The organism is Massilia rubra (assembly GCF_011682065.1).
GTDB lineage: Bacteria > Pseudomonadota > Gammaproteobacteria > Burkholderiales > Burkholderiaceae_D > Telluria_A > Telluria_A rubra.
The window spans coordinates 235,989-255,875 of the sequence record NZ_VUYU01000008.1 but is presented as its reverse complement, the minus strand read 5'-3'; the positions used below and the strand labels follow the sequence as shown (position 1 = coordinate 255,875).

Sequence of the window (19,887 nt, the reverse complement as noted above, 5' to 3'; positions counted from 1 at the left end):
CATGCCGACCAGCACGCACAAGGTTTCACCCCGCAAGATTACCGTCCTGGGCGCCGGGGCCTGGGGCACCGCCGTGGCGATTGCCCTGGCGGGGCGCCATGATGTGCTGATGTGGGGCCGCAATGGCGCCGCCATGGACGCCATGGCGCTGGCGCGCGAGAACCGTGCTTACCTGCCCGGCTGCGCGTTTGCGCCCGGCTTGCGGGTCACGGCCGATTTCGACGCCGCCATGGCGCACGTGCTCGGCACGCCCGAGGACCAGGCGCCGCTGCTGATCGCGGCCTGCCCGGTGGCCGGGCTGCGCCCGCTCTTGCTGCAACTGCAAGCGCACGCAATATCGCATATCGTCTGGCTTTGCAAGGGCTTCGAGGGCGATACCGGCCTGTTGCCGCACCAGGTGGTGCAGCAGGTGCTGGGCGCCGGGGTGGCCGGCGCAGCGCTGTCGGGACCGTCGTTCGCGCAGGAAGTGGCACGCGGCTTGCCGTGTGCGCTGACCGTGGCGTCGCGCTCGGACATGCTGCGCGAGCGGGTGGTGTCCACGGTGCATGGCGGCCCAATCCGCGTATATGCCTGCGACGACCTGGTCGGCGTGGAAGTGGGCGGCGCGGTCAAGAATGTGCTGGCGATCGCCACCGGCGTGGCCGACGGGCTGGGGCTGGGCTTGAATGCGCGCGCGGCCTTGATCACGCGCGGGCTGGCCGAGATTACGCGGCTGGGCACGGCGCTGGGCGGCATTCCGGCCACCTTCATGGGATTGACCGGTATGGGCGACCTGATCCTGACCTGCACCGGCGACCTGTCGCGCAACCGCCGCGTGGGCCTGGGCCTGGCGCAAGGCAAGGCGCTCGACACCATCGTGGCCGAGCTCGGGCATGTGGCCGAAGGCGTGCCATGCGCGAAAGCGGTACGCGCGCTGGCGCGCACGCTGGGCGTGGACATGCCGATCACCAATGCGGTGGCCGGCGTGCTGTTCGATGGCGACACGCCCCAGGCGATGCTGGCGCAATTGCTGGCGCGCGATCCGCGCGATGAATTGAGCTGAAGGGTCAGGCGAGCAGGTCGCCGCCGCCGGACATCAGGGCGTTGCGCCGCGCGCGCCCTGTTTCTGCAGTTTTTCGATGGTCTTGTCCGCCTTCATTGCCTGCAGGGCCGCCGCCAGTGCCGGCACCAGCGCGGCGTGGTTCTTGTTCACGTAGTGGTACACCGGAAACGAGGCCAGTGCGGGCGAGAGCGCGCGCACATCGTCGATGTTGAGGATCTCGGCGGCGGCCAGTCCCGACAAGCGGTTGCCGACCACGACATCGGTGCGTCCCATGCTCAGCTTCTGGAAAGCTTGTTCCATGGTAGGCACCGCTTCGGTCTTCATGCCCACCGTATTTTCCTTGACGATCTTGATGCCGCGCACATAGCCGATCGAGAACGGTCGCAGGCTTTCCCAGCCGTTGACGATGAACTCGGTCCCGCGCGTGAAGATGACGATCTCATAGGTCAGCAAGGGCACGGGAACGATCATCAGGTTCGGATATTCCCGCTCCATGCCGACCTTTCGATACAGCTCGCCATCCATCCTGCCTTCGTTGGCCATCATCAGGGTGCGTTCGCCCGGCAGCTTGTGCAACACCAGCACCCGGCCGATGCGGCGATAGGCTTCGGCCATGACCAGTTCGGCGATGTTGGTGGACGGATCACTGCCGACCAGGGTGGAAACGTGCATTTCCCTGGTCTCGGCAGCGGCAGCGGCCCCTGCACCCAGTAGGCTCAAGGCCAGCGCGAGTATCAAAAAACGGTGGCGGTCCACGGGATTCTCCGGAGGAATGTGCTCAGTATCATCTTAACCTGTCCCTTGCCACGGTCAAGGCTTCAGGACGTGAGCAAGATGGTCAACAGCGCCACCGCATCGTCATTCGCACGCAAGCCATGCGGCACGCCGCCGAGCAGGTACAGCATCTCGCCCGGACGCAGCACCACGCTCTTGCCGTGCGCATCGCACACGATCTCGCCCTGCAAGCACAGCAAGGTGATTTCGCCATCGACCTTGTGCACCGGCATGTCCCGGTCCTTGGGCAGCACCAGCCGGATCAGCTCCATGTTCCCGGTCTTGGCCAGCGCCACCGAGGTGAAATGGGCGATGTCGTCGTCGCCGCGTTGAAGTGGAATCAGCTCGCCCGAGGCGGCATGTTGCAAGGCCATGATGTTTCCCTTTATTCTTCTACGTTGCTCATCTCCACGCCGCGCAACCACGTCACCAGCGCGAAGGCATCTTTGAATCCGCGCGCCAGGTCCGGCACCAGCTGGTCCGGTTGATTGATCTTCAGGTCGATCTCGGTCCAGACGAAAAAGCTTTTCAGCTTCAGATACTCGATATGCACATGCTGCGGATCGAAGCCTTTGGGCGGACGCTGCAGCTTGTCTTCGTCCAGCAGGTCGCCGTAGGTGGCGCGCAGTTGTTTATTCTTCAGCACTTTGGCAAATCCTGTCGCGTCGTTGACAATCTGCTCACGAATTGCCTTCAGGCGCGGCGCCGGCGGCAGGTATTCGCCGACCCCGAACTGCAATGTGCCATTGCCTTCGATCTGAAAATAATAGGTGGAGCCGCCACCGGCACTCGGCCGCCGCAGGTCCTTGGGCGTGATGCCGGCCGAGAAGCGCGTCTTGTACGGGCGCTTGTCGTTGGCAAAGCGAATATCGCGGTTGATGCGGAACATCGCTTTCTTGGGATTGCAGGCCGCCACCTGCTTATCGAACTTGCTCAGTTCGCGGATCAGTTCGGTCACGACGGCCAGGAATTCTTCGCGCAAGATATCGTAGCGCGGTTTGTTCATGATGAACCAGGGACGGTTGTTATTTTCGCTTAATTCGTTCAGAAACTGCGTCAGGTCGCGCAAATGCATTGTGGGTCCGGAAGAAAAGGTAAGACAAGGAAAGCTACAGCGGAATGGCTACTGCGGACGCGGGCGCTTGCCGACGGTGACGTCGACCGTTGCCGGGCGGTTCTTGCGCATCACGGTCATTGTAGCCTTGCCGCCCGGCGCCAGTTGCGCGATCAGGTTCAGCGTGTCGTTGGTGCTGCCGGCGTCCTTGCCGTCGACGGCCAGCAAGATGTCGCCCGGACGCAGCCCGGCGCGGTCGGCCGGGCCATTGCGCACCACGCCGGCGATGATGGTGCCGCTTTGCCGCTCGAGCCCGAAGCTGTCCGCCAGCTCGGGCGTGATGTCCTGGGTTTCGATGCCGATCCAGCCGCGCACCACGGCCCCGTGGCGGAGGATGGCGTCGAGCACCGTTTTGGCGGTGGTGACGGGAATCGCGAAGCCGATCCCGACCGAGCCGCCGCTTTGCGAATAAATGGCCGAATTGATGCCGAGCAGGTGGCCGTTGGTATCGACCAGGGCCCCGCCCGAGTTGCCGAAGTTGATTGCGGCGTCGGTCTGGATGAAGTTTTCGAACTGGTTGATGTGCAGGTTGTTGCGCCCGAGCGCGGACACGATGCCCAGGGTAACCGTCTGGCCGACCCCGAACGGGTTGCCGATGGCCAGCACCACGTCGCCCACGCGCACCGCCGCATCGTTGCCGAGCACGATCGCGGGCAGCTTGCGCACATCGATGCGGATCACCGCCAGATCAGTCTCCGGGTCGCTGCCGACCACGCGCGCGGGCGCCTTGCGCCCGTCCGCCAGCACCACCTGGATCTGGTCGGCGCCTTCGATGACATGGTTGTTGGTAAGGATGACCCCGTCCGGGCTGACGATCACGCCGGAGCCCAGGCTGGCCTGCTGCTCCTCGGGCGGCAGGCGGTCGCCGAAAAAGCGGCGGAAGAACGGGTCTTTCAGCAGCGGATGCTCGCGCCCGCGATCCTTGCTGGTGAGAATGTTGACCACGGCCGGCATGGCGCGCGCGGCCGCCTCGCGGTAGCTGCCCGCGGCCGGGACCGCGCCCGGGGCCTGCAGCAGCGGCACGTTGCCGGCGACCCTGGCCGGTTCAAGCCGGCGCGCCGGCCACGCCAGCCAGTCCGGGCGCACGGCCGCGGCCACCAGGTACAGCGCCAGTGCCATCGTGACCACCTGGGCAAACAGCAACCACAAGCGCCGCATCGCGCCCTCCCGTCTATTTTTTCAGCGAATCGCGTATCTCGCGCAGCAACAGCACGTCTTCGGGGGTCGGGGAGGCCGCCACCGCCGGCGGTTCCTCGGCGCGGCGCAGCTTGTTCATCAGGCGGATCATCTGGAAGATGATGAAGGCGAGAATGATGAAATTGAGCAGGATGGTCAGGAAGTTACCGTAGGCAAGCACCGCGCCGGCTTTCTTGGCTTCGACCAGGGTCAGGTTCATGGCCTGGTTGTTCAAGGGCAAATAATAATTGGCAAAATCGAGCCCGCCGAACAGGCGGCCGATGGGCGGCATGATGATGTCTTGCACCAATGAATCGACAATCTTGCCGAAAGCACCACCAATGATCACGCCGACCGCGAGGTCGACCACATTGCCCTTCATTGCGAACTGCCGGAACTCGCTCATCATCGTCATTATCGCCCCCCAAAGATTGTGAAATAGCCATCCGGATCATACCTTACCGCTATTAGAAACCAAACCGTGTCATCGGTTCCCGGCCAAGCGCGATCGTCCTGCAAACAGGGCTGACTGGCGCGAAATGCGCGCAACGGGCGTCTGATTCGTTTCAAATTGGCGATGATTCTCTCTTGACAGGCGCACGAGCAACATTTTTTCTTTAACTCGCCCCCCTATTCCCTTATAATTTAAGGTTGCTAGAAGCTCTAAGTAGCTTTTTAAGATTTCGCATTTTGACTGATTGGGGTTGGTATGAGTAACGAAAAGCAGGTCGATCCGGGCCGACGCGTCATGCTCGCCGCTACGTGCGCGGCGGGTGGTGTTGTCGGTTTGGCCACGGCGGGAGCCTTGGTAAGCACATTCCAGCCGTCGGAGAAGGCAAAAGCCGCTGGCGCGCCGGTAGAAGTAGATATTGCCGGCATGGTGGTCGGCGAAATGAAAACCGTGGAATGGCGCGGCAAGCCCGTGTGGATTCTCAAGCGTTCGCCGGAAATGGTCGCTTCGCTGAAGAAGACCGACGGCGCGGTCGCCGATCCGAAGTCGGAGCGCACGCCCGACGCGCTCACGCCCGAGTACGCACGCAATGAACACCGTTCGATCAAGCCCGAGCTGCTGGTCGCGGTCGGCATCTGCTCGCACCTGGGCTGCTCGCCAACCTCGAAGTTCACCGAAGGCGCCCAGCCGAACCTGCCGGACGACTGGCACGGCGGCTTCCTGTGCCCTTGCCACGGTTCGACCTTCGACCTGGCCGGTCGCGTGTTCAAGAACAAGCCGGCGCCGGACAACCTGGAAGTGCCGCGCCATATGTTCGTGGGCGACAAGTTGATCATCGGTAAAGACGAGAAAGGCGAGGCATAACCATGGCCGCTTTTAAAGAAACCAAGTTCCCCGCGAATGCGCCGGTGGCCGACAAGGCGCTGGGCTGGGTGGACGATCGCTTTCCCCTGACCAAGCTGTGGAACGACCAGTGGGGCCAGTACTACGCCCCGAAAAACTTCAATTTCTGGTACATCTTTGGCTCGCTCGCGATGCTGGTGCTGGTATTGCAGATCGTCACCGGCATCTTCCTGACCATGCACTACAAGCCGGACGCCAACCTGGCCTTCGGTTCGGTCGAATACATCATGCGCGAAGTACCGTGGGGCTGGCTGGTGCGTTACATGCACTCGACCGGCGCCTCGGCCTTCTTCATCATCGTCTATCTGCACATGACGCGCGGCCTTCTGTACGGTTCTTACCGCAAACCGCGCGAACTGATCTGGCTGTTCGGCTTTGCGATCTTCCTGTGCCTGATGGCCGAAGCCTTCTTCGGCTACCTGCTGCCATGGGGCCAGATGTCGTACTGGGGCGCCCAGGTGATCGTCAACCTGTTCGGTGCGATTCCTTTCATCGGCCCTGACCTGTCGCTGTGGATCCGCGGCGACTACGTAGTCTCCGACGCCACCCTGAACCGCTTCTTCGCCTTCCACGTGATCGCGATTCCGCTGGTTCTGCTGGGCCTGGTTGCTGCCCACCTGATCGCGCTGCACGAAGTCGGTTCGAACAATCCTGACGGTATCGAAGTCAAGGAAACCCTGGGTCCGGACGGCCATCCGCTCGATTCGATCCCGTCCCATCCTTACTACTCGGCGCACGATCTGTTCGGCGTGTCGGTGTTCCTGCTGATCTTCAGCGCGGTGGTGTTCTTTGCCCCGGAAATGGGCGGCTACTTCCTGGAGTACAACAACTTCATCCCGGCCGATTCGCTCAAGACCCCGGCGCACATCGCCCCGACCTGGTACTTCACGCCGTTCTACTCGGTGCTGCGCGCCACCACGGCCGACTTCATGTATGTGCTGATGGGTGCGATCGCCCTGTACGTGGCCTTCATCTGGGTCAAGACGCGCCTGCCGTTCATCGTCAAGGCCGGCATCGCCGCTTTCGCGCTGCTGGTCATCATCGGCATGCTGCCGCAGGTGCTGGACGCGAAATTCTGGGGCGTGGTGCTGTTCGGTTCGTCGGTGATGATCATCGCCGCCCTGCCGTGGCTGGACCAGTCGCCGGTCAAGTCGATCCGCTACCGTCCTGACTGGCACAAGTATGTCTACATGGTGTTCGGCCTCTCGTTCGTGATCCTCGGCTACCTCGGCACCCAGTTGCCGACCGCCTTCTTCACGGCCGCGTCGCAGGTGTGCACCCTGTTGTACTTCGGTTTCTTCATGTTGATGCCTTGGTGGAGCTCGATGGGCACCTTCAAGCCCGTGCCGAAACGTGTGACGTTCCATCCGCACTAATCGACGACATCACAGCAAAAGGACATTACATGAATTTTCCGAAAAAACTGATCGCGATCCTGGCATTGCTGCCGGGCCTGGCGTTGGCCAGCGGTGGCAGCCATCCGCTGGACAAGGCGCCGGCGCGTCCGACCCTCTCCTCGCTGCAAAACGGTGCCAAGCTGTTCGTCAACCATTGCCTGAACTGCCACTCGGCTTCCTCGATGCGCTACAACCGCCTGAAAGACCTGGGTCTGACGGAAGATCAAATCAAGGAAAACCTGCTGTTTACCGGTGAAAAAGTCGGCGCCCTGATGACTACCGCGCTGCGCCCGGCCGACGCCAAGCAATGGTTCGGCGTGGTACCGCCCGACCTGTCGGTGATCGCGCGCGCCAAGGCTTCCTCGCACGGCAGCGGCCCCGACTATCTGTACACCTATCTGCGTACCTTCTACAAGGACGATACCCGTCCGACCGGATGGAACAATCTGGTGGTCGAGAACGTCGCCATGCCGCACGTCATGTGGCAACAGCAGGGTGTGCGTACCATCAAGATGGATGAGGTCAAAGATCCGCATGATGCAAACAAAACCGTGCACAAGTTCGCTGGCTTTACGCAAGTCACGCCCGGCACCATGACGCCGCTCCAGTTCGACGAAGCGACGGCCGACCTGGTGGCCTACCTCGAGTGGATGGCCGAGCCGGCCGCCGCCACCCGCAAGAGCCTGGGCGTGTGGGTCTTGTTCCTGATGTCGATCTTCGCCCTGTTCGCATGGCGCCTGAGCGCATCGTTCTGGAAAGAAGTCAAGTAAGCAGGCTGCACGCTTCATTCATTGCCCGCTGAGTCATTCAGCGGGCACATTTCGGGGTGATCCGCTCGTCGTTTCACCCCCTTTGTTTCTAAGGAACTATAAAAATGATGGTTCTCTACTCCGGCACCACGTGCCCGTTCTCCCAACGCTGCCGCCTGGTCCTGTTCGAAAAAGGCATGGACTTCGAAGTGCGCGATGTGGACCTGTTTAACAAGCCAGAAGACATCTCGACGATGAATCCGTACGGCCAGGTGCCGATCCTGGTCGAGCGCGAACTGATCCTGTACGAATCGAACATCATCAACGAATACATCGACGAGCGCTTCCCGCATCCGCAACTGATGCCGGCCGATCCGCTGATGCGCGCGCGTGCGCGCCTGATGCTGTTCAACTTCGAAAAAGAATTGTTCGTCCATGTGCACGTGCTCGAGAGCGAGCGCGCCAAGGCCAACGACAAGAGCCACGACAAGGCGCGCGCCGAAATCCGCGACCGCCTGACCACGCTCGCGCCGCTGTTCCTCAAGAACAAGTACATGCTCGGCGACGAATTCTCGATGCTCGACGTGGCCGTCGCCCCGCTGCTGTGGCGCCTGGATCACTACGGCATCGAACTGTCGAAGACGGCTGCGCCGCTGATGAAGTACGCCGAGCGCATTTTCTCGCGTCCGGCCTACATCGAAGCGCTGACCCCGTCCGAGAAAGTCATGCGCCGCTGATCGCCCCTGGCGCCAGCTGCAACTTTCCTTACACGCCAGTTGGCCCGCGCGCGGGCGAATCGCAGTAGACTGGCGTGTACGCGTCGCACCACACCATTACAGAACATGTCCGAGATCTCAACCAAGCCCTACCTGCTGCGCGCCATTTACGAGTGGTGCACCGACAACGGGTTCACGCCCTACCTCGCCGTCAAGGTCGACGCCGCCACGACGGTGCCGATGGAATTCGTCAAAAAAGGCGAAATCGTGCTCAACATCAGCTTCGGCGCCACCTCGGGCTTGAAGATGGACAATGAAGCGATCCAGTTCCACGCCCGCTTCGGCGGCGTGTCGCGCGAGATTTACGTACCGGTGCAAAATGTGCTGGCGATCTACGGCAACGAGAACGGCCAGGGGATGGCGTTCGAGGTGAGCAGCACGGCGTCCGAGAACGCCGCCGGGCAGCCGACCGACAGCCCGCTGTCGAGCGTGCCGTCGCCGTCCAGGCCAGCGCCGGTGGGACTGTCGAGCGTGCCGGTGACGGCATCGGACAGTGCGCCGACGGGCGTGCCGGCCAGCGCGCCGGGTCCGGACGACAACAACGATCCGCCTAAAAAAGGTGGCCGTCCGACGCTCACGCGCATCAAATAGCGTATAATCGCGGCTGTAAAAGTTTCGCCGACTTAGCTCATTTGGTAGAGCAGTTGATTTGTAATCATCAGGTGGCCAGTTCGAAACCGGCAGTCGGCACCAATATTCAAGCATTTAGCCCAGCCTCATCCGCTGGGCTTTTTGCTATCTGCTGTCCATGCAGGCAAGCCCCAGCTTTGCACACCTTTAGCTTTTGCATGCGGACGTTCCCAGTTTGCGGGAAGCAGTATGATATCGGCTGGACGTTGTCCGGCTTTCGTCGGTAGAAGCCTGGCAAAACCGCGGATATTTTCTGAGAAGGTGCTCATGCCATTCGATCGGAACAAGCCATTCAACGACCTGCCCTTGCTGCCTCCGGCTACGGAGCTGGAAACCAAGGCGGTGCTCAAGCAGACAATTGCCGCGCGTGCCGCCTTGGCGGACTTGAAAGGGGCAGCCAAGCAGCTGCCAAATCAAGGCGTATTGATCCAAGCGCTGGGGCTGCAAGAAGCGAAGCTGTCCAGCGAGATCGAGAACATTGTCACCACCAACGATGCCCTTTTTCAAGGATTTGCCAATGGCGGTGAAGGCTCCGATGCACAGACCAAGGAGGTCCTGCATTACAAGGACGCGCTGTGGCAGGGGTTTCAGTGGGTGAAAAGCGACATGCCTTTGACAACGCGCCTGTTTGAGGACATGTACTGCCTGATCAAACAAGCAGATGATGGTGTGCGCCGCTTGACCGGTACCCGATTGTCGAATCCTCTCGGCGAAACAATTTACACGCCTCCCGAGGGTGAAGGGGTGATTCGCGACAAGCTGGCAAATCTGGAGATTTTCATCAACACGCCTTCGGAACTGGACCCCTTGGTCAAGCTGGCGGTCATGCACTACCAATTTGAAGCAATCCACCCATTCCCCGACGGCAACGGCAGAGTTGGCCGGATTCTCAATATATTGCTTCTACTTTCAGAAAAACTGCTTGATGTTCCCATCGTTTATCTATCGCGCTACATCATGGACCACAAGGGCGATTACTATCGTGGGCTGGCTGGGGTGACGGAACACGGCCAATGGGAGTCCTGGGTTCTCTTTATGCTGAGAGCCGTTGAAAGCACGTCACGAATGACCACTGAACGCATCTTGGGGATCGAGCAGCTGATGCGTGACGCCGCATCCAGGGCCGAAAAAGTCTTGCCCAAGGTTCAAGTAGCGGGGATTCTGGAAGTCGTGTTTCGCCACCCTTACTGTAAAGTCAAGTTTCTCGAGGAAGCAGAACTGGGCTCCAGACCAACCTGTACCAAGTACCTGCGCGCTCTTGTCAGTGCCGGGCTGCTGCGGGAGCAGTCCGTATGGCGAGAAAACTACTTCATCAACGAAGAATTTTTCAACATATTGACGCGGTGAGCTCACGCTCACTTTGTTCACATGACGACGCCATCATGTAAAAAAAGGCGCTATTCTTTTACATGATACGCACATCAAGTAAAGGAATTGTCGCGATAAACGTGCGCGCCCTGGCGACTTTCCGTCTGCATGGCATGCCATCGACCTTTCACGCCGCTCGCGCAATCGACTCGCGCACGAACCAATTTTCGCCTAAGTAAGCCGGTGTATTCTTTGGCAACGAGCTGAAACGATCCTCCCGCGCCGGTGAAGGCCGCGCGCCACCTGCACGGACCGGTTCGGCTTCCCCCTTGCCAACCACGCCAGAAAGCCAGCATGCGCCTGCCCCTGATCGCCCCTTCCGACCTCACCCCCGAACAACAGCCCCTGTACGACGACATGCGCAAAGGCATTGCCTCGAACTTCAACGCCTTTGTCTCCCAGCGCGAGGATGGCGCCCTGATGGGGCCGTGGAACCCGTGGCTGCACGAGCCCGCCATCGGCAAGGCGATCTGGAACCTGACCCTGGCCATGACCGCCAACGCCGTGTTGCCGGATAACGTGCGCCAGATCGCCATCCTGGTGGTCGGCGCCCGCTTCGACGCCGCCTACGAGCTGTACGCCCACATCGCCGTGGCCGAGGCCGAAGGCATGCCTTTGGCACGCCTGGCGACCCTGGTGGCCGACCTCAAGCCCTCCGACCTGAACAAGGAAGAAAGCGTCGCCTACGACCTCGCCTACGCCCTGTGCCGCGGCGGCCTGTTGCCCGAGCCGATCTATCGCCTGGCGCTGGCCACCTTCGGCCAGAAGGGCGCCAATGAACTAATCTACCTGGTCGGACTCTATTCCATGGTATCGACCACGCTCAATGGTTTCGACGTTCCGGTGCCCGAACATGCGTGACGGCTCAACATTGCATAACCGCGCCACCGCGCCACCCGAAGCGGCGCGCCCGTGCGCCTCGGCCTTCGGCAGCATCGCCCTGTTGTTGCAGGGCGGCGGCGCGCTCGGCGCCTACCAGGCCGGCGTCTACGAGCGCTTGCTGGAAGCGGGCATCGAGCCGACCTGGATCGCCGGCATTTCGATCGGCGCCATCAACAGCGCCATCATCGCCGGCAACCCGCGCGCGGACCGGGTCGCCAAACTGCGCAGCTTCTGGGAAACGGTCAGCAATGCCGGCGACGGCGGCGCCGGCGAATGGTGGACCAGCCTGCTCACCGGCGACACCCTGCGCGGCTGGGCCAACCAGATGGCGGCCGGGCGTGTCCTGTCGCACGGCGTGCCGGGCTTTTTCGAGCCGCGCATGCCGCCGCCGTACCTGCCGATGGCCAACCGCGGCGCCACCAGCTATTACGACACCTCGATGCTGGAAGGCACGCTAAACAAGCTGGTCGATTTCGACCGCATCAACAGCCGCGAAATGCGCCTGTCGGTCGGCGCGGTGAACGTGCGTACCGGTAACTTCGCCTACTTCGACAACGCGGTCGACACCATCGCCGCCAAACACATCATGGCCAGCGGCGCCCTGCCGCCGGGCTTCGACGCAGTCGAAATCGACGGCGAGCATTACTGGGATGGCGGGCTGGTCTCGAATACCCCGCTCGACTGGGTGCTGTCGTCGCACTCGGGGGTCGATACCCTGGTGCTGCAGGTCGACCTGTGGAGTGCCAGCGGCGCGCTGCCGCGCGACCTGACCGAGGTGGCCGTGCGCATGAAGGAAGTGCAGTTTTCCAGCCGCACGCGGGCCGCCACCGACAAGTTCCGCAAGCTGGCCGAGCTGCGCACCGCGTTTAACGAGCTGCTGGCCCAGATGCCGCCCGCGCTGGCCGGCACGCCCCAGGCGCGCCTGCTGGCCGAAGCGTCCGACGAAGCGGTCTACAACATCGTCCAGCTGGTGTACCGCTCGCGCAATTACGAAGGCCAGTCGAAGGACTTCGAATTTTCGCGCGTCACCATGAACGAACACTGGCGTTCGGGCTACGATGACGCCGCGCTGACCTTGTCGCATCCGCAGATCCTGGCCTTGCCGCCGGTCGACAAGAGCCCCGCCATTTACGATTTCCTGACCTCCCGGCACACGAGTGCCGCCACCAATTTGCTGAAAGAGGAATCCCATGAACCTGCAAGATAAAGTTGCTGTCATCACCGGCGCCGCCAGCGGCATCGGCAAACATATCGCCAAGGTCTATTTTGAGAGCGGCGCCAAGGTCGTCATCGCCGACCTCGACCTCAAAGCGGCCGAGGCCACCGCAAAAGAGCTCGATCCTTCGGGCGAGCGCAGCATGGCAGTGGCCATGAACGTGACCAGCGAAGCCGAAGTCGAGGCGGGCATCGCGGCCGTCGCGGCGCGCTTCGGCGGTATCGACGTGCTGGTCTCGAACGCCGGCATCCAGATCGTGGCCCCGGTCGAGAGCTTTGCCTTCGACGACTGGAAGAAAATGCTGGCGATCCACCTGGACGGCGCCTTCCTGACTACCCGCGCCTGCCTGAAAGTGATGTATGCGCAAGGGCGCGGCGGCAGCGTGATCTACATGGGCTCAGTGCATTCGAAAGAAGCGTCGCCGCTCAAGTCGGCCTATGTGACGGCCAAGCACGGCCTGATCGGCTTGTGCAAGGTGGTCGCCAAGGAAGGCGCGGCGCACGGCGTGCGCGCCAATGTCATCTGCCCGGGCTTCGTGCGCACGCCGCTGGTCGAAAAGCAGATTCCCGAGCAGGCCAAGGCGCTCGGCATCTCGGAAGAGGATGTGGTCAAGAACGTGATGCTCAAGGAAACCGTGGATGGCGAATTCACCACCGTCGAGGATGTGGCGCAGACCGCCCTGTTCCTGGCGGCCTTCCCGAGCAATGCGCTGACCGGGCAGTCGATCGTGGTCAGCCACGGCTGGTTCATGCAGTAAACGCAGGCGGGCGCCGAGCGGATCGATGAGGTCCGTGCGCGGCGCGCGCTTCCGTATTAAGATGGCATGCTCGCCAGCCGAGCTGCCGCGCGTCCGACCGGACCGGCACGACCTGCCCTTCCGCGCGGACGCCATGCACGCCAAACCCCTTGAAACCACCATTCCCGCAGCCAGCGCGCTGGCGGCGTCGCTGCCTGGCGCGTATTTCCACGACGCCTGGGCGATTGCGCCGCTGGACAGCGGCGCCAGCGCGCTCGACTTGTTTTTGAAAGCGGCGGCCGGCACGCCGCGCTGGGTCAACCGACTGATGACCTTGCGCAACCGGGTGGTATCGCTGCTGGGCCTGAAAAACCTCGGCACCTTGTCCATGCTCGATCCGGCCAAGCCGGCCTCGGCTTACCAGGTCGGCGACCGGGTCGGCATCTTTACCCTGTTCGCCAACACGCCCGACGAAGTCCTGCTGGGCGACAAGGACAAGCACCTCGACGTGATCCTGTCGGTGTACAAGACGGTCGATGCCGGCAGCGGCAAGGTGCTGGCCACGGTGTCGACCGTGGTCCATGTGCATAACTGGCTCGGGCGGCTCTACATGCTGCCGGTGACACCGATGCACCGCATCATCGCGCCGGCGGTGCTCAGGGGCGCGGCACGAGCGTAACACGGGGGTAGCACGAGGGTAGCACGGGCCAGGCACTGCCCGCGCGCCCGGTAAGTGACGTTGCACCTTGTAAGCAAATTTGTCTACTCTGACAAGATTGTATTGACTGAGCTACACTGCGCGTTTCCGACCTTCCATGGATTGCCCGATGAGCTGTCGACTCCTGTACGCAGGCGCGTGCGCCGCCCTGCTGCTGACCGGATGCCTGGTCCCCGAACGCTTTACCGCCCGGACTGCGTTTCAGTCCGATGGCAGCTACGAGTATTCCTACGCCGGCACCGCCGTGCATACCTTGGCGGCCGGGCAAATGGCCAATGGCAACAAGCTGGGCCCGAAAGCGGAAGCGGGCATGCACGACCAGGCGGCCAAGCTCGAGCGCAATGACGAGATCCGCCAGGCCGCGTACAACGGCAACGCGCGCTACGACCTGAGCGTGGAAGGCAGGCGCCAGCGCGGCCAGGCGCTCGACCTGCTCGGCATGCTGCGCGTTCACACCGGCCCGGATGGCGTGCTGACCCTGCAGGCGGGCAAGCTCGATGACAAGGAAAAAGCCAGCATGGCGGCACTCGGCATCAAGCTCGAGGGCAAGCTGTTGGTGACGGTGCCGATCAGCGCCGAAGTGCTCTCGCACAATGCCACCTCGACCCCGTCGTTCTTCGGCCTGATCGGCACCTATTCGTGGAAAATCGGCAGCCTCGAGCAGCGTCCCGAAATGACCATCCGTTTCAAGAAATAAGCGCCTGCCTCAGCCGCCGGCAGGCGGCCGCCAGGCACGCTTTTACCCTCAATTTGACGCTCCATCCCGCCAAACCGGCGCTTCGTCGCAATCGCGGTGTTGACAATCGCCCCTGTCGCTATAGTTCACTCAACCCAACGAACTTCACACACAGGAAAACATCATGAACATCGCAAAAAACATGGAAACCATCTTCGTCGCCGCCCTCGTCGTGGTCTCCGCAACGAGCTTTGCCACCGCCAGCGGACCGGCTCCGCGCCTTGCCCCGACGGTCGCCGTGCAAGCCGGCGCGGACGCCAACATGACCGTCGTGACCGTCAGCGCCAAGCGCCTGAGCGCAGCCGAAAAAGCCCTGCTGAAAGGCTGAGCAAGAACACCGGCCGGCCAGCGCCGCCAGAGCCGCGTCAGCGCTTGGGCACCATGTCGTTCTTGACGTCCTTGACGCCGTCGATCCTGCGCACCAGCGACACCGCCCGCCCGATGTGCTCGGCCGGCACGAAGCCGCTCAGTTGCACCGTGCCCTTGAAGGTCTCGACATTGATCTGGGTGGCCTTGAGGTCGGGGTCGGCCACCAGCGCGGCCTTGACCTTGCCGGTGATGATGGTGTCGTCAATGAATTCGCCCGTGCCTTCGCGCTGCGGCGTGGGTGCGCAGGCAACCAGCGCCAGCAGTGCGAGGCCGCACAGGAAGCGGATAAAACGTTCTGCAAAGTTCATGGAAATACTCCGGTAAGTGGTTCGATCACGCTATTGTCACGTGAGCGTCCACCCCGGATTTGATATGGCACAAACGGACCAGCCCTCAATGCCGCATCAGCCCTGCCCCGGCAGCGGCCTGGTGCGCGCGGCGGCGGCGGCGACGGCAGCGTCCGCTGGCGCGGCGGTGAGCGCGCCCGACGCCATGTCGCGCCCGATCACCAGGCGCACGTCGGCGCGCCCGATCTGGCCCACGGCCACCACGCGCGCAGCGCCGAAGCGCTGGGCCAGGCGCTCGGCGGCCTCGCGAAATTCCGGCTGGTATTCGATGCGGGTCTGGCGCACGCCGAATCCTTTCTGATTGCTCAGGCGCACCACGCGCAGGGCGCGCTCGTCCATCGTGCCGGCCAGCGAGCGCGCCATGCCGGCCACGCCATTGCCGTTACGGATTTCCAGCAGGGCCTGGCCGGAGCGTGCCGCCGGCACCGGCGCCGCGATCGCCGCCGCCGGCGTCGGCATAGCCGCCATGACCGCGCCCACGCGCTGCACCACGAACACGCCGGAAGCGTCCTGGCGAACCTCGGTCCGGTCCCACTGCGGCTCTGGCGCCGGCGCCTGGCTACCGGCCTTGAGCGCGCTGTCGATGGCGGCCACGCCGGCGTGCCCGGCAACCGCATAGTCGGCCTTGAGATCGTGCGTGCGCAGGGCACTGGCCTGGCGGTACATCTGCTGTGCGCGCTGGTGCTGCCCGACCTTCTCGAGCGCGCCGCCCAGGTGGTCCCAGGCGCGCTCGTTGAGCGGGTCGAGCAGGCAAGCTTTTTCGAGGGCCGCCAGGGCTTGTTCGAACTGGCCGTTGAGGAAGTGCGCATAGCCGAGATTACTGAACAGGAAGGCGCTGACCTGCCCGTCGGCGCCCTCGCCTTCGCGCGTCATTGTTTGCCACAGGGCGATGGCGCGCGCAAAATCGCCCTGCTCGGCGTACAGGGTGGCCAGGCCGTTGCGCGCCTTCAGGTGGGCCGGATCGCGCGCCAGCGCAGCGCGATAGGCGGCCAGCGCGGCGTCGTGGCGGCGCGCCAGGTGGGCGCCGCGCCCCGTCAGATAAGCGTCCTCGGCGCTGACTGGCGCGGCCGCCGGCGCATGGGCGCCCTCGACGCGGCTGCGCGGACCGGCGCAGGCCAGCAGCAGCGCGCCGGCGATCAGCAGGGTGGTACTGGTCAGGGTGCGTCGCATGAGCGGCTCCGGTAAAGGCATAACAAGGACGTCACTGTCCGTTGACCGACCTGAGGGTGCGCATGATCTGCATGCCGGCGGGGCCGAGCAAGACCATCAGCAGGGTCGGGAAGATAAAGAAAATCAGGGGGAACATCAGCTTGACGCCGATCTTGGCCGCCTGTTCCTCGGCCATCTGGCGGCGCTTGGTGCGCAAGGTGTCGGCGTGCACGCGCAGGGAGGTGCCCATGCTGGTGCCGAAGCGCTCGGACTGGATCATCATCGCCACCAGCGTGTCGACGTCTTCCACGCCGCTGCGCAGGGCGAAGTTTCGCAGCGCCTTTTCCTTGCTGAAGCCGGCCCGCATTTCCATGAGCACCAGCTGCATTTCCTGGGCCAGCACGATCGACTTGATGTGGATTTCGCCGGCCACCTTGATCAGCGCGCGCTCCAGGCTCAGGCCCGCTTCCACGCACACCGTCAGCAGGTCGAGCGCATCGGGAATCGATTCGAAGATCTCGCGCCGGCGTTTGCGCGCCGTGATTTCGAGCACGACGTTGGGCAGGTAGTAGCCGACGGTGGCCGCGCCCAGCAGCATCAGCATGATGATCTGTCCGCGCATCACCTCGCTCGACAGCGCGATCCACAGTCCCACCAGCGCCGGCAGCAACAGCGCCAGCAAGGTCTTGCCGGCGAAATACAGGGGCGCCACCGACGGCCCGCGCCAGCCGGCGTTCATGAAGCGGGTGCGCAGGGGCGATTTTTCCCAGCCCTGCTCGGGCAGCGACAGGACGCCGAAAGGCTGGGCCACCTTGGCCACCTTTTCCACCCAGCCATCGTTGCGTCCGACGCTGGTGTCGGCGGCGGTGGCGCCCACGCGCTTGAGGCGCTGGCGCATGTAGCCGGGCCAGAAGGTCGCCATCGCCAGCGCCGCCAGGCCGACCACGACCGCGAACACGATCAGCAAAAACAATAATTGCGAGCCGCTCATGGCTTTCTCCTAGACGCGAATATGAATCAGTTTGCGCAGCCACAGCACGCCGATGGTGATCATCCCCCCGGCGTAGCCGAGCAAGCGCCTGCCGTCGGGGTCGGTCCACAGCATGCTGATGTACTCGGGATTAGCAAAGTACATCATGCCGGTGACGCCAAACGGCAGCAGGCCCAAAATCCAGGCCGAGATGCGCCCTTCGGCCGACAGCACCCGGATCTGGCCGAGCAGCTTGAGGCGCTCGCGGATGATGTGGCCGATGTTGCCCAGGATTTCGGCCAGGTTGCCGCCCGACTCGCGCTGGATCAGCACCGCGATCACCATGTAGCGCAGGTCGGTCAGGGGAACCCGTTCGGCCAGGCTGTACAGCGCTTCGTTCATCGGCACGCCGTAGTTGATTTCCTGGTGCACGATGCGAAATTCGCCGCTGAGCGGCTCGGGCAGTTCGCTGCCGACCATTTGCAACACGTTGGTAAACGAGTGCCCGGCGCGCATGGCGCGCGCCAGGAAGTCGGCCGCCTCGGGTAACTGTTGCTCGATCTTGCCCAGGCGCTTGGCGCGCGTGCGCCGCAACATGCCATACGGCAGGCTCGCACCGGCCAGCAGCAGCGCCCAGGTCAGCAGCGCCGGCGTGTCCCACGTATGCGCCGCCAGCCCTGCGGCGCACAGCAGCACCAGCGAGGCCGCCAGGAACTGCGCCACCATCCAGTTGACCCCGGCCTGCATCAGGAGGCGATCGATCGCCTGCGCCATGCGCAGGCGGTGCAGCATGCCGTCGAGCGTATCGGACGCGCTGAAGCGACGCCGCTTGAGGATCGAGACCGTGCCGCCCTCGGTGTCGGTGCCGCCCGACATTACGCGCAGGCGGCGCGCGATGCGCAGGGCGCCGCCGCCGCGCGTTTCCGACCACAGCAGCCAGCCGCCCTCGACCATCAGGATCACGGCCGCGAACAGCAGCACGGCAAAGGCATAGAAGACATAATCCATGGCCGCTCCTATTCGAAAATGCGGCTGGGGTCGAAGGCCGAGTCGGGCACGGGCGCACCGAACAGGCGCAGGCGGTCGGCGAAGCGCGGGCGCACCCCGGTGGCACGGAAATGTCCGACCACCTTGCCTTCGGCGTCGACCCCGGTCTGCTCGAAGCAAAAAATCTCTTGCATGGCGATCATCTCGCCTTCCATGCCGGTGATTTCCTGCAGGCTGACCAGCTTGCGCGCGCCGTCGGTCAGGCGGGTTACCTGCAACACCACCGTGATGGCCGAGCAGATCTGCTGGCGCACCGCGCGCGGGGTCAGGGTCACGCCGGCCATGCCGACCATGTTTTCCAGGCGCGCCAGGGCGTCGCGCGGGGTGTTCGAGTGGATCGTCGCCAGCGAGCCTTCATGCCCGGTGTTCATGGCCTGCAGCATGTCCATCGCTTCAGCCCCGCGCACCTCGCCCAGGATGATGCGGTCGGGGCGCATGCGCAGCGCGTTGCGCACCAGCGCGCGCTGGGTCACCTCGCCCTTGCCTTCGATGTTGGGCGGGCGCGTTTCCAGGCGCACCACGTGCGGCTGGCGCATCTGCAGTTCGGCCGCGTCTTCGATGGTGATGATGCGCTCGTTGGCCGGAATGAAGCCCGACAGCAGGTTGAGCAAGGTGGTCTTGCCGCTGCCGGTGCCGCCCGAAATGAGGATGTTGATCTTCGAATGCCCGAGCGACTGCAGCACCTGCACCATGGGCGGGGTCATGCTCTTGTAGCGCAGTAGGTTCTCGACGGTGAGCGGGGTGGCCGAAAAACGCCGGATCGACAGGATCGCGCCATCGACCGCCAGCGGCGGGATGATCGCGTTCACGCGCGAGCCGTCCGGCAGGCGGGCGTCGACCATCGGGCTCGATTCGTCGACCCGGCGCCCGACCCGCGAGACGATCTTGTCGATGATCTTCATCAGGTGGGCGCTGTCGTGGAAGGTGATGTCGGTCAGCTCCAGCCGTCCGCGCCGCTCCACATAGACCTGGTTGTAGGTGTTGACCAGGATGTCCGAGACGGTCGGGTCGGCCAGCAGCGGCTCGAGCGGGCCGAAGCCGAGCATTTCGTGCTGGATGTCGAGCACCAGGTCGTGCCGCTCGTGCTGGTTGAGCACGATGTGCTCTTCCTCGATGATGTGCTGCACCAGCAGGCCCAGCTCGTGCTTGAACTGCTCGGGCGTGAGGCGCTTGAGGCGCTCCAGGTCGATGCGGTCGAGCACCATCTGGTGCATGTTCTTCTTCAGGTCGTGGTAGGCGTGGTTGGACGTTTCCGGCTCGGCCGGCTGGATGTGGCGGCTGTCCTCGGTCGCCGTCAGGCGTTCGCGCAAGGTCATGGGATTCTCCTGGGGGTGACG

23 protein-coding genes and 1 tRNA gene are annotated in these 19,887 nt (G+C 63.4%); 14 read left to right on the top strand and 10 right to left on the bottom strand.

Going from position 1 to position 19,887, the window contains the following annotated elements; all coding sequences use genetic code 11:
- Position 1: 1 nt before the first annotated feature.
- Positions 2–1,042: an NAD(P)H-dependent glycerol-3-phosphate dehydrogenase gene (locus tag F0185_RS15085; protein WP_167225696.1), complete on the top strand. Its 1,041-nt coding sequence runs from the start codon at positions 2–4 to the stop codon at positions 1,040–1,042.
- A gap of 33 nt (positions 1,043–1,075) precedes the next feature.
- Here the strand turns inward: F0185_RS15085 and F0185_RS15080 are convergent, their stop codons facing one another.
- From F0185_RS15080 to mscL, 5 genes are all read right to left on the bottom strand, one after another.
- The gene (locus tag F0185_RS15080) at positions 1,076–1,714 is read right to left on the bottom strand and encodes a type 2 periplasmic-binding domain-containing protein (protein WP_167225694.1); all 639 of its coding nucleotides are present in this window, start codon (positions 1,712–1,714) and stop codon (positions 1,076–1,078) included.
- Positions 1,715–1,860: 146 nt separating this feature from the next.
- Positions 1,861–2,190, bottom strand: a complete 330-nt coding sequence (locus F0185_RS15075) for a cupin domain-containing protein (RefSeq protein ID WP_167225692.1) — start codon at positions 2,188–2,190, stop codon at positions 1,861–1,863.
- An 11-nt stretch (positions 2,191–2,201) separates the two neighbouring features.
- Positions 2,202–2,891 carry a DUF2461 domain-containing protein gene (locus tag F0185_RS15070; RefSeq protein ID WP_167225690.1) on the bottom strand — a complete coding sequence of 230 codons (690 nt, stop codon included), beginning with the start codon at positions 2,889–2,891 and terminating at the stop codon, positions 2,202–2,204.
- Positions 2,892–2,939: 48 nt separating this feature from the next.
- Positions 2,940–4,088, bottom strand: a complete 1,149-nt coding sequence (locus F0185_RS15065; RefSeq protein ID WP_167225688.1) for a Do family serine endopeptidase — start codon at positions 4,086–4,088, stop codon at positions 2,940–2,942.
- Positions 4,089–4,101: 13 nt separating this feature from the next.
- Complete coding sequence (gene mscL, locus F0185_RS15060) at positions 4,102–4,521, bottom strand: large conductance mechanosensitive channel protein MscL (protein WP_167225686.1); 420 nt, start codon at positions 4,519–4,521, stop codon at positions 4,102–4,104.
- A gap of 294 nt (positions 4,522–4,815) precedes the next feature.
- Between mscL and petA the strand changes: the two genes are divergently transcribed.
- The 13 genes from petA to F0185_RS14995 all read left to right on the top strand — a co-directional run bounded on the left by petA (position 4,816) and on the right by F0185_RS14995 (position 14,996).
- The gene (gene petA / locus F0185_RS15055; protein ID WP_166892092.1) at positions 4,816–5,421 is read left to right on the top strand and encodes a ubiquinol-cytochrome c reductase iron-sulfur subunit; all 606 of its coding nucleotides are present in this window, start codon (positions 4,816–4,818) and stop codon (positions 5,419–5,421) included.
- 2 nt (positions 5,422–5,423) lie between these two features.
- Positions 5,424–6,836: a cytochrome b gene (locus F0185_RS15050; protein WP_166892096.1), complete on the top strand. Its 1,413-nt coding sequence runs from the start codon at positions 5,424–5,426 to the stop codon at positions 6,834–6,836.
- Between the two features lie 29 nt (positions 6,837–6,865).
- Complete coding sequence (locus F0185_RS15045) at positions 6,866–7,627, top strand: cytochrome c1 (RefSeq protein ID WP_167225684.1); 762 nt, start codon at positions 6,866–6,868, stop codon at positions 7,625–7,627.
- Between the two features lie 104 nt (positions 7,628–7,731).
- Entirely contained in the window at positions 7,732–8,343 is a 612-nt protein-coding gene (locus F0185_RS15040; RefSeq protein ID WP_054265664.1) for a glutathione S-transferase N-terminal domain-containing protein, read from the top strand.
- A gap of 105 nt (positions 8,344–8,448) precedes the next feature.
- The gene (locus F0185_RS15035) at positions 8,449–8,973 is read left to right on the top strand and encodes a ClpXP protease specificity-enhancing factor (protein ID WP_167225682.1); all 525 of its coding nucleotides are present in this window, start codon (positions 8,449–8,451) and stop codon (positions 8,971–8,973) included.
- 26 nt (positions 8,974–8,999) lie between these two features.
- Positions 9,000–9,075: transfer RNA gene (locus F0185_RS15030), tRNA-Thr, on the top strand.
- Between the two features lie 204 nt (positions 9,076–9,279).
- The gene (locus tag F0185_RS15025) at positions 9,280–10,359 is read left to right on the top strand and encodes a Fic family protein (RefSeq protein WP_167225680.1); all 1,080 of its coding nucleotides are present in this window, start codon (positions 9,280–9,282) and stop codon (positions 10,357–10,359) included.
- A gap of 315 nt (positions 10,360–10,674) precedes the next feature.
- Entirely contained in the window at positions 10,675–11,241 is a 567-nt protein-coding gene (locus F0185_RS15020; RefSeq protein WP_167225678.1) for a carboxymuconolactone decarboxylase family protein, read from the top strand.
- Positions 11,234–12,469 carry a DUF3734 domain-containing protein gene (locus tag F0185_RS15015; RefSeq protein WP_167225676.1) on the top strand — a complete coding sequence of 412 codons (1,236 nt, stop codon included), beginning with the start codon at positions 11,234–11,236 and terminating at the stop codon, positions 12,467–12,469. The genes F0185_RS15020 and F0185_RS15015 overlap by 8 nt, the downstream gene beginning before the upstream one ends.
- The gene (locus F0185_RS15010; RefSeq protein ID WP_167225674.1) at positions 12,453–13,235 is read left to right on the top strand and encodes a 3-hydroxybutyrate dehydrogenase; all 783 of its coding nucleotides are present in this window, start codon (positions 12,453–12,455) and stop codon (positions 13,233–13,235) included. The genes F0185_RS15015 and F0185_RS15010 overlap by 17 nt, the downstream gene beginning before the upstream one ends.
- A gap of 133 nt (positions 13,236–13,368) precedes the next feature.
- Complete coding sequence (locus F0185_RS15005) at positions 13,369–13,893, top strand: DUF2867 domain-containing protein (protein WP_167225672.1); 525 nt, start codon at positions 13,369–13,371, stop codon at positions 13,891–13,893.
- Positions 13,894–14,041: 148 nt separating this feature from the next.
- Positions 14,042–14,629, top strand: coding sequence for a hypothetical protein (locus F0185_RS15000; protein ID WP_167225670.1), 588 nt, complete (start codon positions 14,042–14,044; stop codon positions 14,627–14,629).
- Between the two features lie 163 nt (positions 14,630–14,792).
- A complete protein-coding gene (locus F0185_RS14995; protein WP_167225668.1) occupies positions 14,793–14,996 on the top strand; it encodes a hypothetical protein in 204 nt (67 codons plus the stop codon).
- A 37-nt stretch (positions 14,997–15,033) separates the two neighbouring features.
- Here the strand turns inward: F0185_RS14995 and F0185_RS14990 are convergent, their stop codons facing one another.
- The 5 genes from F0185_RS14990 to F0185_RS14970 all read right to left on the bottom strand — a co-directional run bounded on the left by F0185_RS14990 (position 15,034) and on the right by F0185_RS14970 (position 19,866).
- Complete coding sequence (locus tag F0185_RS14990; protein ID WP_167225666.1) at positions 15,034–15,345, bottom strand: BON domain-containing protein; 312 nt, start codon at positions 15,343–15,345, stop codon at positions 15,034–15,036.
- A 96-nt stretch (positions 15,346–15,441) separates the two neighbouring features.
- Complete coding sequence (locus tag F0185_RS14985; protein WP_167225664.1) at positions 15,442–16,554, bottom strand: tetratricopeptide repeat protein; 1,113 nt, start codon at positions 16,552–16,554, stop codon at positions 15,442–15,444.
- Between the two features lie 31 nt (positions 16,555–16,585).
- Positions 16,586–17,524, bottom strand: a complete 939-nt coding sequence (locus tag F0185_RS14980; protein WP_167225662.1) for a type II secretion system F family protein — start codon at positions 17,522–17,524, stop codon at positions 16,586–16,588.
- Between the two features lie 9 nt (positions 17,525–17,533).
- Positions 17,534–18,511, bottom strand: coding sequence for a type II secretion system F family protein (locus F0185_RS14975; RefSeq protein ID WP_167225660.1), 978 nt, complete (start codon positions 18,509–18,511; stop codon positions 17,534–17,536).
- Between the two features lie 8 nt (positions 18,512–18,519).
- Positions 18,520–19,866 carry a TadA family conjugal transfer-associated ATPase gene (locus tag F0185_RS14970; protein WP_166892201.1) on the bottom strand — a complete coding sequence of 449 codons (1,347 nt, stop codon included), beginning with the start codon at positions 19,864–19,866 and terminating at the stop codon, positions 18,520–18,522.
- Positions 19,867–19,887 lie beyond the last annotated feature (21 nt).